General features: G+C 41.5%; 13 protein-coding genes. 12 read left to right on the plus strand and 1 reads right to left on the minus strand.

Annotated features, from left to right (window positions below):
• Positions 1–100 precede the first annotated feature (100 nt).
• From AC1D7X_RS15155 to AC1D7X_RS15200, 10 genes are all read left to right on the plus strand, one after another.
• Positions 101–1054 carry a DUF2167 domain-containing protein gene (locus tag AC1D7X_RS15155; protein WP_495456798.1) on the plus strand — a complete coding sequence of 318 codons (954 nt, stop codon included), beginning with the start codon at positions 101–103 and terminating at the stop codon, positions 1052–1054.
• Positions 1055–1280: 226 nt separating this feature from the next.
• Positions 1281–2870, plus strand: a complete 1590-nt coding sequence (locus AC1D7X_RS15160) for a spore germination protein (protein ID WP_495475539.1) — start codon at positions 1281–1283, stop codon at positions 2868–2870.
• 9 nt (positions 2871–2879) lie between these two features.
• Complete coding sequence (locus tag AC1D7X_RS15165) at positions 2880–4061, plus strand: Ger(x)C family spore germination protein (protein ID WP_495456797.1); 1182 nt, start codon at positions 2880–2882, stop codon at positions 4059–4061.
• Positions 4054–4269: a hypothetical protein gene (locus tag AC1D7X_RS15170; protein ID WP_495456796.1), complete on the plus strand. Its 216-nt coding sequence runs from the start codon at positions 4054–4056 to the stop codon at positions 4267–4269. Before AC1D7X_RS15165 ends, AC1D7X_RS15170 begins: the two co-directional genes overlap by 8 nt.
• 19 nt (positions 4270–4288) lie before the next feature.
• On the plus strand, positions 4289–5353 hold the full coding sequence (locus AC1D7X_RS15175) for a GerAB/ArcD/ProY family transporter (RefSeq protein ID WP_495456795.1): 1065 nt from the start codon (positions 4289–4291) through the stop codon (positions 5351–5353).
• A gap of 92 nt (positions 5354–5445) precedes the next feature.
• On the plus strand, positions 5446–6288 hold the full coding sequence (locus AC1D7X_RS15180; protein ID WP_495456794.1) for a uroporphyrinogen-III synthase: 843 nt from the start codon (positions 5446–5448) through the stop codon (positions 6286–6288).
• Positions 6289–6585: 297 nt separating this feature from the next.
• Positions 6586–7218 carry a ThuA domain-containing protein gene (locus AC1D7X_RS15185; RefSeq protein ID WP_495456793.1) on the plus strand — a complete coding sequence of 211 codons (633 nt, stop codon included), beginning with the start codon at positions 6586–6588 and terminating at the stop codon, positions 7216–7218.
• 81 nt (positions 7219–7299) lie between these two features.
• Positions 7300–7617, plus strand: a complete 318-nt coding sequence (locus tag AC1D7X_RS15190) for a phasin family protein (RefSeq protein WP_495456792.1) — start codon at positions 7300–7302, stop codon at positions 7615–7617.
• Complete coding sequence (locus tag AC1D7X_RS15195) at positions 7617–9287, plus strand: ABC1 kinase family protein (RefSeq protein ID WP_495475540.1); 1671 nt, start codon at positions 7617–7619, stop codon at positions 9285–9287. The genes AC1D7X_RS15190 and AC1D7X_RS15195 overlap by 1 nt, the downstream gene beginning before the upstream one ends.
• Positions 9288–9814: 527 nt before the next feature.
• Positions 9815–11479, plus strand: coding sequence for a DEAD/DEAH box helicase (locus AC1D7X_RS15200; protein WP_495456791.1), 1665 nt, complete (start codon positions 9815–9817; stop codon positions 11477–11479).
• An 829-nt stretch (positions 11480–12308) separates the two neighbouring features.
• On the opposite strand, the gene AC1D7X_RS15205 is transcribed toward AC1D7X_RS15200, so the two are convergent.
• The gene (locus AC1D7X_RS15205; protein WP_495456789.1) at positions 12309–12671 is read right to left on the minus strand and encodes a response regulator; all 363 of its coding nucleotides are present in this window, start codon (positions 12669–12671) and stop codon (positions 12309–12311) included.
• A 221-nt stretch (positions 12672–12892) separates the two neighbouring features.
• Between AC1D7X_RS15205 and AC1D7X_RS15210 the strand changes: the two genes are divergently transcribed.
• Positions 12893–13237 (plus strand): DUF3243 domain-containing protein, encoded by a 345-nt coding sequence (locus tag AC1D7X_RS15210; RefSeq protein WP_495456788.1) that lies wholly within the window; start codon positions 12893–12895, stop codon positions 13235–13237.
• Positions 13238–13491: 254 nt separating this feature from the next.
• Positions 13492–14514 (plus strand): LLM class flavin-dependent oxidoreductase, encoded by a 1023-nt coding sequence (locus tag AC1D7X_RS15215; RefSeq protein ID WP_495456787.1) that lies wholly within the window; start codon positions 13492–13494, stop codon positions 14512–14514.
• Positions 14515–14641 lie beyond the last annotated feature (127 nt).

Below are 14641 nucleotides of genomic sequence, written 5' to 3' on the forward strand. Positions count from 1 at the left end.
TAGGTGTGAAATATAAATTTATCCATTTCTATTCATTTTTAAGATGTTCTCTCCGATAATTATACCTTGTTGGTAAATAATAACTAAGGGGAGAAATACTGTGAAGATTCAGAGAATTGGAAGGTTTAGAATAGATCGCAGAGCGATCAGCTTGATACTAGCTTTCATCATTGCAGTCTATGCAATGATGGGGGTATCGAGTGTTGTGCATGCGGATGCTGAAACCCAGGAATTAAAGTGGGTAGAGGGTTCGGGACAAGAAGTTGATCTTAGCACAATAGCCAAACTCAAATTACAGACAGGGCTACTTTTTCTAGATAAGGACAACACAATAGCAAATGAACTGTCCTATGGTGGAGTACCGAGTAACAAGGAGATTGGATCGGTATATCCAATGGATGAGAATGAAAATTGGTCTGTATTTTTTGATTATGATGATGTGGGTCATATTTCAGATGATGAGAAAAATGATATCGATGCAGATGCTTTACTAAAAAGCTATAAAGATGGTACGGAAGCAGCCAATAAAGAAACAACAGAAGAGAACCACTTATTCGTAGACGGTTGGGATGTTCCACCGACGTACGATGATAACTTACATAGTTTGAAATGGTCACTCCTAGCTCACGATATCAACAATGAGACACTAATTAATTACAACGTGCGCTTATTAACGAGAGAAGGGTACGTTTCTGCAATTCTTGTAACCGATCCTGAACATTTGGTGGAGGACCGCAAGACTTTTGAGAATATGGTGGTATCCAACTTCTCAGTAAACGCAGGGGAAGGGTATGCAGACTTCGACGAGTCTACCGATAAGCTAGCTGAAATGGGCCTTACTGGATTAATTGTGGGTGGCGCTGGATTGGTCGTAGCCAAAAAAGTTGGCTTAATTGCTATGCTTGTTGTACTTGTTAAGAAGTTCGGGATTGTATTGGTTGTTGCTATAGGTGGATTATTTAAATTTCTACGTAGAGGACGTAAGAATAAAGACACAACAATAACTCCTAATCATGGTGATAATGTTCCTGTAGATACTAATGATAGATCTTAAATAAAATGTGAAACGTATATTGAATGTAAAAAAGAAACCTCTTCTTGATTTAAAATGGCTGGTCGAACTTCCATTTTACTAAAGAAAGGTTTCTTTTTTTATGATTTTTAGAATGAGACCACAGCGATAGTGATGTATTTAATGATCCATACATAATTTCCATAAATATGGAACAACCTACTGATAAATCCTATGAAAATATAACAATCAATCGAGGTGTCGACGAGTGAGGAAATCAGGAAGATCACAGAAATTTATATCAGACACAGGGGCATCTTCCAATGGTACTTTGGGTCTTCCATCTCCACCTATTGAAGAGGAGCTCCTACAGAAGGATTTATCCCGAAATATAGAGATGGCAAAAAAGATATTCTCGGATAGCTCAGATATGGTGTACCGAAATATTCAAGCAACCCAAGGGCAGGCAGCATTTATATTCTATATAGAAGGCATTGCAGACTCTAAGGAAGTAGAATCTGAAATGTTGAATCCATTTATCATAGGTTACGTTGAGAATGAAGGTGAGGACGAACCTATTAAGTCACCTCAAAATACTCGCGTGTCGCTGTTACAAGCTTCAAAGGGTACGACATGGGGCGAAGTCATTACTGCGGTAATTAACTCCAGTGTAGTATTGCTGATGGAAGGAAGCAATGAAGCACATTTCTTCAATGTGAAGGGCGGCGTAAGACGTGGCGTGGAAGAACCACAGACGGAGTCTGTTATCCGTGGCCCAAGAGAAGGTTTCACAGAAACCTTAAGGGTGAATACGGCACTTATACGCTTCAAGCTCAAGACACCGAAGCTAAAGATGGTTAGTTTTGTGATTGGGGAAGAGAGCAAAACAGATGTTGTTCTAACGTATATCGATGGATTAGCGGATCCTAAACAAATTAAAGATGTTACCAAACGTCTAAAGGACATTAAGATCGATGGCATTCTAGAATCGGGGTATATTGAAGAACTGATAGAGGATCATCCGTATTCACCCTTTCCACAGGTGCAATATACGGAACGACCTGATTCGGTTGCTGCTCAATTATTAGAGGGCTCTTTTGCCATTATAGTTGATGGTACACCCTTTGTTCTGGTTGGCCCCGTGTCCTTATGGCAATTAATGCAAGCGAGTGAGGATTACTATGAACGATTTTTTATTAGTAATTTCGTTCGAATGCTCCGATACATCTTTGTGTTGATTGCTATATTTCTTCCTGGCTTGTATATAGCTGTGACGACCTATCACCAGGATATGTTGCCATCAACCTTGATCCTAAGTATATCGGCAGCTCGTGAAGCTATTCCCTTTCCAGCACTTGTTGAAGCATTGATGATGGAAATCGCATTTGAAGCTTTACGTGAAGCGGGAATCCGCTTACCCAAGACTGTCGGACAAGCCGTCAGTATACTCGGAGCACTCGTGATTGGACAAGCGGCAGTAGAAGCGGGAATTGTGTCTGCACCTATGGTTATTGTCGTATCTCTAACGGGAATAGCCTCTTTTACAATCCCTAGGTTTAATCTAGCCATTACCGTTCGATTATTACGATTCCCATTAATGATTATGGCAGGTATGTTTGGACTATTCGGTATAGTGATTGCTTCGATGTGGATACTAGTTCACTTATCTCAGTTAACTTCCTTTGGAGTCCCATATTTGTCGGGAATTAGCCCATTCTATAAGAACGATCAGAAGGATATATTCGTCCGTGCACCTAGGTGGCGAATGATCCATAGACCCCATGGAAAAGCGGAAGATAATAATAAGCGAATGAAGAAAGAAATAAACGGAACTCCTAAACCTGAAAAAGGTTGGTGAAAAGGTGATATGAAGAAAATATTCTCAGTAACTGCGATGTTGTTAATCTGTCCAGTATTCTTATCTGGTTGTTGGGATCGCAAGGAAATCAATGATTTAGCCTTTGTAATAGGTACTGCTGTAGATAAGGAGGGCTCTCAGTATCGCACTAGTTTACAGATCGCTTTGCCTGGTGAGCTTGGAGGTCCTGGAGGTAAAGGAACTACTGGGGGTAAGAGGTGGTATATCGAATCTAACATAGGGAAGACCCTACGCGTGTCAACACTTGAATCTCAAAGAAGTACTTCGCGTGAGTTTAATGTTTCGTCTCGCCGCTCTCTAATTATAGGAGAAGATTTAGCACGTGAGGGAATTGCACCTATTCTGGATGTGTTTACTAGGACACCTCAGAATCGACTCTTATCGGTAGTAGCAGTTACAGAGGGGCCAGCTTACAAAATACTTGATACGGATGCACCGCTTGAATCCTTTCCAACCGAGATGGTTCGGGAGCTAGTTCTTAGTTACACCAGAACGCCTATCACCATTAAACGCCTATTGAATGACCTATTGTCTGAAGGGGTTGACCTTACACTCCCGATGATTAAGGTGGACTTGTCCGTACCTCCTAAGGTAGGTGAAGCTGTAAAGAATGTTAAACTTAATGGCTTAGCTATTTTTAAAGGGGATCGCATGGTTGGATCCTTAAAGGATGAAATGGCCAAAATCATCATTATTGGCATGAATCAAAATAAAAACTTAGGAATAACGATACCTTCGCCCATGGGCGAAGGAACACTAACCCTTTCATTTAGACAGAGTAACGTGAAGCTAGTTCCCGTCATTCATGGAGATGAAATAACCATGAAAATTCAAATTAAGTTGGAAGGAACAATTGTTGAGGCAGAATCTGAATTCACTCCATCGAGTGACATGGGTATGTATAAAATTCAAGAATCAGTGGAAGAGAAGGTACAGAAAGATTTAACAAAAGTCATAACAATACTACAAGAACAATATCAAGCAGACAGTTTAGGGTTTGGCCGAGCTATTCACCACCAGAAACCGAAAGATTGGGATCGATTGAAGAATCGGTGGCAAGATATATATCCTCATGTCAAAACAGAAATCGCTGTAGATATGCATCTTGAGACCGTTGGTCAAGCTCTAGAACCTATGGGGCTTCCAGAAGGGGAGATAGTTCATGATTAATTTATCGCTGTTACTCATCGTTTTTATTATCTTGATACTATGGTTGGACTGGAAGGTTCTTCGTACACTCCCTCCATCTAATCGATGGGTTGCCTGCTCTTTGTTTGTCCTAAGTGTAGGTATATTTATATTCGATTTGAAATTCGATAAAACCATAAGCCCAACGGCGTGGCTTGGGCGGATCATTAAGCAATGGAATCCGTTTTAACAAGGAAGAGGGAATCAATGTGACCAAAATTACACATCGTCAAATCATCATTCTCGGGATCGTCTATATGATACCTTTTGTGATCAATGAAGTACGTTCGCTCTCAGCAGCGAAACAACATACATATGTCACCTATTTGGTAGCATCCATCCTATTTATGGGAGTTCTATGTTTGTTATCACGTAGTGCGAAGCGATTTCCAGATCAGGATTTATTCCAATCGTTAACCGCTAGGTTTCCCGCTCTAGGAAGAGGAATAGTGTTTCTCTATCTTATCTTCTTCTTTTACATTCTTGCGCGCGATACTAGAATTATGATTGACTATACAAATGTGATTTTGTTACCCAATACGCCGTTAGTTATTATTACACTTTGTATTACTGCCACGGTGATCTATATAGCAAGGGGTGGAGCTCGAACATTAATTTCGTTATCAGAGTTGATGGGCCCACTATTCATCATATCGCTGTTGTTCATGCTAATTATGTTATTGAAGGCACTAGATGTATCTAATATGATGCCTATCCTCCATCTGAACATGCCTGGGGTAACCGAGGGAACTTGGCTTGTATTATCGTCTATAGGACAGATTATTGTGTTGCCATTTATTATACCTAGCAAAGCATACCGCTATAGAGATCTCCTTAACTCACTAGTCATAAGTACATTGTTAATTGTTCTAGTTGTACTCATGTTAATATTAGTGATAGGAGTTCCTGTCGCAGAAAGGTTGATGTATCCCAGTTATGAACTGATCCGTGAGATTAGGATCGCAGATTTCTTGGATCGATTCGATCTTCTCATGGTTGGCGTATGGTATCCACTCGTTCTAATTAATATGGCGATTAGTCTGTACGTTATCTGTTATGGACTCAAGATTATGGCACCTTCTATATCTGGTAAAATGATGGTAGCACCGGTTGGGGTTCTCTCATTTTCTTGTGCAGGCTGGTTTTTTCATGATGCGGTTCAAATGTTAGAATTTAATCATCAATGGCCATGGATTGCGATTATATTTGAGATTATTATTCCTATTGGGATTTTTGTACTCCTTCGTCCTCGTAAAACTTCCCTGAAACATTAAACATTTTAGGAGGAAGATGGTACAATTGATGAGTGGATAGATTGTTATTCACATAAATGGTTGTACCTCTAAGATGATGGGAGGATAAGAAGATGTCTCAGAAGATGATTGGTAAAGTTGTAGCTCTAGCTGCCTCTCGTAAAGTAGCTGAAATGGGTAAGTTAATAGAAAATATGGGTGGGACGCCCGTTTATCGCCCGGCACAAGGAACCGTTTTTCTAGATAATGACAAGATTCGTGAGGAATTAGTTTCATGGATTGAGAATCCGCCAGAATGGGTAATCTTAACGACAGGTATGGGTTTAGAAGCTCTATTTGCTATGGCTGAGAATATGGGCATAGAAGACAAATTCCTAGAAATTCTGTCCACTTCATCCATTGCGGCCAGAGGATACAAAACAGTGAATGCGTTGAAAAAGCGTCAATTGACACCTGTTATTAGAGATGATGATGGGAGTAGTGAGGGACTAATTCGTTCCTTTGAGTCATATGATATAAGAGGTGCTAATGTGATCTTACAACTCCATGGCGACTCGGCACCCAAACTTACGAAATGGTTAGATGAGCAGGGAGCAACAACGAAACAAATACTTCCTTATCGTCATGAGCAACCTGAAGAACAACATTTGGAACAACTCATACAGGATATCGTACAAGCTAGAATCGATGCGGTTACCTTTACAAGTGCACCACAGTTCCGCTTCTTGATGGAGTATGCCCGGGAACATAATGAAGTGACTACATTGATTAATGCATTGGAAAATAAGGTCGTGGCAGTAGCTGTAGGTAAAGTTACAGCTCAAGCGCTGAAAGAAGAAGGAATTCAGCGTATTATAATGCCGGAAGAAGAACGTATGGGTAGTATGATGGTGGAGTTAGGGCGGTATTTTGCTTCTCAATCAGAGAGCGAAGTGGCTGTTACTGATGAAGAATAAGAAACAATTCTAAAGATGAAGTGCTATACTTAAATGACCACAATGTAGCTTCCAATGGTACAGCCGAAAGGCTTGTACCATTTTGATATTCTATATAAAATGGATTTATATTACATATTACCGTTTTATAACCTCTGGATCGCTAGAGGCATGAGATAAGAATTGTATGTGAAATAGGCACGAAGAGGAGAATATCTAATAGCAGCTTTTACGAAGCTAGGACTAAATGGGAGAACATGTGTTGAGTAGATTACACTTAACGGTCGTTACCCGGGTAATATTAGGAGGAATAAATAAATGAATACGAATAAAAAATGTTTGTTATTTGGAGATTATACACATCCGAAGTTTCACCCTTTACAAGGTGTAGATGCACAAATTAGCCATATATTGAATGATGTTATGACTGTACAGTGTAGTGAGAACAAAAACATGTTATTAGATAATAACATTCAACAGTTCGATCTTTGTATTTCCTATATCGATTTATGGGATGAGAAAATCTCGCCACAGCAGACGGCAGGGTTGTTGTCATATGTAAGCCACGGCGGTGGGTTATTGATCATTCATAATGGCATTTCACTTGGAGACCGATATGAGTTAGCACAGTTAATGGGGGGTAAGCTTATTGGACACCCCAATTATCAACCTTTATCTTTCCGTCCTAGTGACGAAGAACATGCTATAACGGCGGGTGTAGAACCTTTTGAAATGGAAGAAGAACCATTTCAATTTGAATTTGATTCATTAACGGAGAAGCAGATTCTGCTGGAGTATAAGTTAGATGACAAGTGGCATCCTGCAGCCTGGACACATACGTACGGCCTTGGACGTGTAACGGTCTTTATGGCTGGACATCATGAACCGTCCTTTAAACAACCTGTAATACGACAGTTGATTCTTCAAGCAGCACAGTGGACGTCTCGCTAAAAATTCTATATAAAATAAAGTTAATCCATTTCCACATACGCTACTGATTCTAATATATATCTTAGATATGGAGGAATAAACATGAGTGATTTATTTAAGAAGGCTGTTTCTTTAGGGTTGGGCCTCACAATGGTAAGTAAAGAGAAAGTGGAGAAAGTTGTGGATGACCTCGTGGCTCGTGGTGAACTTGCACCCAACGAATCTAGGGCATTGGTTACTCGCCTTATCGAACGGGGAGAGGAAGAACAAAGTCAGTTGAAGTCTCTTATACATGAGCAGGTGAACCGTCTTCTCACAGAACTTCATGTCCCTACTGGAGATGATCTGATTAAACTTGAACAGCGTATCGCTACATTAGAGAGCAGAATCGCGGAATTGGAAACTCCGAAGGCTGAATAATGGCTGCGCGTATTAGTCATACAGGAAGATACCGTGAAATTGCCATGGCGCTCATACGTCATGGCTTCGGGTATATGGTGGAAGAACTTGAACTGTTCCAGGTTCTTACGCTCCCACGTCGTTGGATTACGCATGAATCCGTGGAGACGAAGACGATTGGTGAACGAATTCGGCATGTGTTGGAAGATTTGGGCCCTACGTTTATCAAGCTGGGTCAAATCGCGAGTACACGTTCTGACCTTTTGCCAGAGGGCGTTATTCAGGAGTTAGTGAAACTTCAAGATCAAGTGCCCGCTTTCTCTTCGGAGATCGCTCGGGGTATCCTTGAGCAGGAGTTAGATATAGCGATCGAAGAAGGATTATCTTGGTTCGAAGATATACCTATTGCAGCAGCATCCATAGGGCAAGTTCATAGAGGAAAGTTAAGAACGGGCGAGACCGTAGCTATCAAAATTCAGCGCCCTGGTGTTGTGAAGATGGTCAGCCGTGATTTAGATATTATTAGTAGTTTATCTGCTATGGCGGAGAAACGCTGGGAATGGGCTAAGCAATATCAACTAACTCGCATCGTAGCGGAATTATCCAAGTCGATATTAGCAGAATTAGATTATAGCCAGGAAGCACGTAACACGGAGAAAATTGCGTTACAATTCCAGCACGATAAACATATCTATATCCCGAGTATATATTGGGAGTTTACATCCTCACGCGTGCTTACGATGGAATATATCGACGGCATCATGTTGAGTCGCCGAGAGCAGTTGTTAGATAAAGGATATGATCTCAAGGAAATCGCGGAGCGTGTTACAAACGGTATACTTCAGCAGATTTTCATTGAAGGATTCTTTCATGGGGACCCTCACCCGGGTAATCTTTTGGTCCAAAAGGATGGAAGCATTGCTTTTATTGATTTTGGCATGGTGGGTCGTCTAAGTGTAGATATGAAGGATCAATTATCTGCTCTAATTATTGCTCTAATGCGAAAAAATACGGATGGTATGGTTCGTGCCATTCTAAAATTAGGATTATTTCCTGAAAACGGCGATATCTCGGCTCTACGAGCTGATCTGGATCGATTAAGGGATGAGTATTATGATATCCCGTTCTCTGAGATCAGTATGGGAAAGGCTCTGAATGATCTATTTGGAGTTGCGAGACATCATCAGATTATTATCCCACCGGATCTAACACTTCTCGGTAAAGCGTTACTGACGATGGAAGGTGTAATGGAGAAGTTGGATCCATCTTTAAGTATCATAGATATGGCAGAACCTTTTGGTAAGAAATTATTGAAAGAACGGTACAGTACGGGACGCCTTCAGAAGAAGTTTATTGGGGGAGTGACGGGTTTGATTGAGGGGTTCTTAGAGTTTCCCGGACAAGCTCGTCAGCTGTCAGCGCTCATCAGTAAAGGAAAGTTGAAGGTCGAGATTAGCATACCTGAGCTTCAAGCTCTAATGCGTAAGATGGATCAGATCAGTAATAGGCTCTCTATGAGTATCGTATTGTTGGCCTTCAGCATTATTATGGTAGGGCTTATTATCGGGTCTGCTATGAACAATCAATCCTCCGTGTTGTGGCAGCTCCCTGTGATTGGTATTGGATTTATTGTTGCGTTACTTATGGTGTTATGGTTGCTGTATGGGATATTTAAATCCGGAAGATTCTAAGAGATAAGAAGGATGGATAGTCTCTTGGGGCATTCATAATAACCGGAAATGTTAAGTTTTCGCGAATCTTTTGGCTTTAACTCAAGTAGAGACGGCTTCACTACCCTCTAGGGATGGTGAAGCCGTTTCTACTTACGTGCTGGCGTGTTACAATGGGGATTAGATTCTATAAGACGTAGGTATCCGGTTTTAGACGTTATGTATTTTTGTGCAGATTTTCGTATGATGTGGTGGCCTGGATGGAACCCTTAAGGTATCCGAGCCAATGTGGATGGGAACGAGTTGTATTATTCCTAATCATGAGCTATTAACAGACATCCAATACAATGAGCAGTGGAGTACACAGTAATGAAATGGATACTACTCATAATGAGGGATCGATGTATTATTATGGTGTAACTTACGGCACGAAGGACTGCGTTATTTGATTGGTATGGCGGTTTGTATGAATTAGAGATGGATGGTTAACCTATTTGAACTGGGTTGACACATTCATCTTATAAAATAAATAGAACGAGGTGAAAGATTTGCCCAAATTTCAAGACTTAGGCATTTCGATGGATTTAGATAAGGTTATTTATAATCAAGGAATTACAGAACCAACACCAGTACAACACGAAGCCATTCCATTGCTTCTAGCAGGACGAGATGTTATCGCGCGAGCTCGTACTGGAACAGGGAAGACGTTGGCATTCTTGCTACCGATCATGATGAAGATTGATCCAAATAGACAATTTCCTCAGGCATTAATTGTAGCTCCAACACGTGAGTTAGCTCTACAAATAACGGAAGAAGCACGTAAGTTAGCACGGAATACTGAGGTCAAGATCCTTGCTGTCTATGGTGGACAGGATGTTGAGAAGCAACTTCGCAAACTTGAAGGTGGACGTCATCTTATTATCGGAACACCAGGTCGGTTGTTAGATCATCTAGAACGTGGCACGTTGGATCTTGGTGGCGTGAAGATGTTGGTCTTGGATGAAGCAGATCAAATGCTTCATATGGGGTTCCTGAACGACGTAGAGACGTTGATTCAAGCACTTCCGTATCGTCGTCAAACGATGTTATTCTCCGCAACCATGCCGGCTGAGATCAAGAGAATCGCGGGTGCTTATACGACAGATGCCGAAGATATCATTATTAAAGGCGAGAATTCGCTCGTTCCACTTGAACATATTCGTCAAGTGGTTATAGAGTGTTCTGATCGTAATAAACAAGCGGCGCTATTTAGTATGATTAATGAATATAATCCCTATTTAGCTCTTGTGTTCTGTCGAACAAAACGTCGTGCGAAGATGCTTAACGAAGCCCTTCGAGAAGCTGGATATAATTCGGACGAGCTCCACGGCGATCTTTCTCAGGCTAAAAGAGAAGGCGTAATGAAAAAATTCCGTGAAGCTAAATTGCACATTTTAGTAGCTACGGATGTAGCGGCACGTGGGTTGGATGTTGAAGGGATCACACACGTCTTTAACTACGATATCCCACATGATGTAGAAAGTTATATCCACCGTATTGGCCGTACAGGTCGTGCCGGTGACAAAGGTCTTGCTATAACATTAGCTGATCCTAAAGATAAACCAGAAGTTCAACGTATTGAGCTTGAAATCCGCCATAAGATTGAGAAATTACGTTATGAAAATCATGATGGTAAAAGTGAATTTAAGAAGATGAACTTATCTAGTGCTGCAGGCAAAGCATCTAGAGGAAGTCGTGACGGAGGCGACTTGAGTAGTCGTGGGCAGTCTTCGGGCCGTAAACAGACCTCTGGATGGCAGAACAAAGATGGCGGGAATCGCAGAGGTAGTGGACGCGGTGGTAATGGACGCGGAGGCGAAGCACGCGGTGGCAGCACATTCGGGGGCGAAGCCCGTGGTGGAAGTGGACGCGGAGGCGAAGCACGCGGTGGTAGCACATTCGGGGGCGAAGCCCGTGGTGGAAGTGGACGCGGAGGCGAAGCACGCGGTGGTAGCACATTCGGGGGCGAAGCCCGTGGTGGAAGTGGACGCGGAGGCGAAGCACGCGGTGGCAGCACATTCGGGGGCGGAGCCCGTGGTGGAAGCGGACGCGGAGGCGAAGCACGCGGTGGTAGCACATTCGGGGGCGGAGCCCGTGGTGGAAGCGGACGCGGAGGCGAAGCACGCGGTGGTAGCACACGTGGCGGCGGTAAGGGATATTCACGCAAAAAATAAGACCATGTAACGTAAATGAGAGGGGGATTTATCCCCTTCTTTTTTTATTATCAGCAACATTCGTGCAATACTGCCGCGAAATTAGTACTTGATGATAAGAAAGACGAGCTTGATGAAGTGGAAGGTGACTTGAAGCAATTTATAAGGTGAACTTGAAGGACATGATGACGATTAGCAGTAAATTCTCCTGCTAATGTGGCTAATCTACGCTCAGGAAATATTCTAGCTACAGTTTTCCCGCTAAATGAACTCAGCCTCGATGAATCCCACCAGTAGATGAATTCAGCCCTGGTAAATAAGTCCCAGTAAGTGTAATTATTATAATATATATGGAAGTTTGTTTATATAGATCAACTGGAAGGTGATATCAGATAGAACATATTAGTGGTGTAAGAAGGTATAAGAATGAATAGTAGTGAAGAATGCGGACAATTGAGAAGGTATGAGGAGAGTATGGAGAGTATGGGGAAGGAATGAGAAATTATGAAAATGGTATGGGGAAGAATGAGAAGGTATGGAGAGTTATGGGGATGGTATGGAAGAGAATGAGAAAGTGTGGAAAAGGAATGTGGAAAGAATGAGGAAGATGTGGGGATAATAAATCCTGAACTCTGAACTCTGAACTCTGAACTCTGAACTCTGAACTCTGAACTCTGAACTCTGAACTCTGAACTCTGAACTCTGAACTCTGAACTCTACACAAAACTCATACACAAAACACTACTCTAAACTCTAAACTCTAAACTCTAAACCCAGCTGAGAAGGACAGGATTTGGTACATGAAGCATAAAGATATCCTGTCACTTCAATCAAGATTTCCTAGTCCATGTTAACTCTCAAGAACTTTTTTAATAGCTTCCATAACGCGTTCATCTTGAATAGGTTTTATAACATAGTCTTTGGCACCTGCGCGAATAGATTCGGTTATCATTGATTGTTGACCGAGAGCAGAACAGATGAGGACTTTAGCTGCTGGATCAATCTTTAGAATCTCCTTAAGGGCAGTAACTCCACTCATCTTAGGCATGTTGATATCCATAGTGATCATATCAGGACGTAATTCAGAATATTTCAAAACAGCCTCATATCCATCTTCTGCTTCTCCGATGACAACGTGCCCCATTCCTGTGATGAGTTCCTTCAGTATCTGTCGCATAAATAGAGAATCGTCAACTACTATAATATTTGCCATGCTAGTTCCTCCGTATATAAACAAAATGAAATGATGGTTGTACACTGAAATGAACGCTAACTAACTATATATCGACATTTTTCGCATGTTTGTGAAGGTGATGATTGGCAAAGTTGTCGAATACGGATCGAATAAGGTGCAAATGATAACAATGATTGTTTCATGAATTTGTGACATGGCTAAATAAATGGTGACCCATAAATCAACAAGGGAGGATCAATATGTCTGAACATAATCACGTGGTAAATAAAGATGGCGAGTTAGATATGAACAAAGTTGATAATGCATTAGACCGAATTAGTGATAGCCATATGGATGGTATTCTCTCTGATTTTGAATCGTTCAAGGACTATTTAAGCACCCGAATTAAACTAGGGAAGTCTATTGGCCTTAGTGATGAGGAATTAGCCTCGACAGCTGAGAAAGTGGCAGGATATCTTTCTGACACACAAGAACCACGTAACCGTGAAGAGAAACTTTTGCAGGAACTTTGGAAGGTAGGTACTTCGGAAGAGCAACATCATTTGTCCCATTTATTAGTGAAGTTGGCTCAGGCCTCCTCGTAAAGTATCCACAGATCATGAAAAATAGGACATGCATGGAACGTGCCCTCTCTTGGTATTAAAGAGAGGGCTTTTTATTATCATATATTAACGTATTACCATTCATATAATAAAGAAGTTTTTTCTCGGTCAAAGGAATATCTTATGAGCAGCCATTGTAGGCACACTCTAATTATCAGTGAAACAATGCATAGAGTAAATTTGAAACTCGATGTTATAATATATTCATTATTTTTGAGGAAAGGTCTTGAAGAGGTATGATAAAGCTCAGTATGTTGGATCAATCTACCATCTCAGAGGGAAGCACAGCGCTAGAAGCACTTGCTCAGACTTCTATCATGGCTCAGGAAGCTGAGAAATTGGGATTTCACAGATTGTGGGTGTCCGAACATCATTTCGAGGATAACTTAGCGGGATCGAGTCCAGAAGTGTTAATCTCACATTTAGCGGCTAAGACATCAACGTTACGTGTAGGTGCAGGTGGCGTTATGCTACCGCATTATAGTCCGTATAAAGTAGCAGAGAACTTTCGTCTGCTTGAGGGACTATATCCAGGGCGTATTGACCTTGGACTAGGGCGTGCTCCGGGTGGGATGCCCCTTGCGACACAAGCACTTCAGGAAGGGCTCGACCGAACGATAGATCGATATCCTGATAAATTAGATGATTTAATTGCTTATCTTCATGACTCCTTAAGTGAAGTCCATCGTTATGCCGGTCTGATCGCGAAACCCCAGGTTGATACCGTACCTGAGATGTGGTTACTTGGATCAAGCGGTGATAGTGCGGTACTTGCGGCCGAACGTGGAGCGGGGTATGTTTTCGCTCAATTCATCAATGGCCAAGGTGGTAGTCAATACATGAAAGATTATCAGAAGAACTTTAAACCATCTAACGTGTTCAGTGAACCTCAATCGATGGTTGCCATTTTTGCGGTCTGTGCAGATACGGAGGAAGAAGCAAATAGGCTTGCTTCAAGTATGGATCTTTCATTAGTTCTGATGGAGAGGGGCACGAAGTCGACGGGGACACCTTCTGTAGAGACGGCTCTGAAATACACCTATACCCCCTATGATCGATTTCGTATTGAAGAGAATCGGAAGCGTGTGGTCGTAGGAGATCCATCGCAAGTGAAACAGCAGATTTTACAAATTTGTGAAGATTATAATACGCAAGAGATTATGATCGCCAGTATAATTCATGATTTTGAGGATAAACTCCAGTCTTTTCGCCTCATTTCAGAGGTTTTTGGCTTATCTCAAGCGCAATCATTAGACTAACTTTTACAGTGAATAAATAACACCACATTGAGGATATTCCTAGGTATTCCGGGAATATCCTTGTATGCGTTAATAATAAGACTTGACAATGATAATGATTCTCAATATCATATTAATTATAGCATTA

It is taken from the genome of Paenibacillus sp. Y568 (assembly GCF_059445545.1).

Bases quoted from the DNA above. Each gene is read 5' to 3' on its own strand.
- AC1D7X_RS15165 (WP_495456797.1), top strand. From the start codon at position 2,880: ATGAAGAAAATATTCTCAGTAACTGCGATGTTGTTAATCTGTCCAGTA.
- AC1D7X_RS15170 (WP_495456796.1), top strand. From the start codon at position 4,054: ATGATTAATTTATCGCTGTTACTCATCGTTTTTATTATCTTGATACTA.
- AC1D7X_RS15180 (WP_495456794.1), top strand. From the start codon at position 5,446: ATGTCTCAGAAGATGATTGGTAAAGTTGTAGCTCTAGCTGCCTCTCGT.
- AC1D7X_RS15185 (WP_495456793.1), top strand. From the start codon at position 6,586: ATGAATACGAATAAAAAATGTTTGTTATTTGGAGATTATACACATCCG.
- AC1D7X_RS15190 (WP_495456792.1), top strand. From the start codon at position 7,300: ATGAGTGATTTATTTAAGAAGGCTGTTTCTTTAGGGTTGGGCCTCACA.
- AC1D7X_RS15195 (WP_495475540.1), top strand. From the start codon at position 7,617: ATGGCTGCGCGTATTAGTCATACAGGAAGATACCGTGAAATTGCCATG.
- AC1D7X_RS15205 (WP_495456789.1), bottom strand. From the start codon at position 12,671: ATGGCAAATATTATAGTAGTTGACGATTCTCTATTTATGCGACAGATA.
- AC1D7X_RS15210 (WP_495456788.1), top strand. From the start codon at position 12,893: ATGTCTGAACATAATCACGTGGTAAATAAAGATGGCGAGTTAGATATG.
- AC1D7X_RS15215 (WP_495456787.1), top strand. From the start codon at position 13,492: ATGATAAAGCTCAGTATGTTGGATCAATCTACCATCTCAGAGGGAAGC.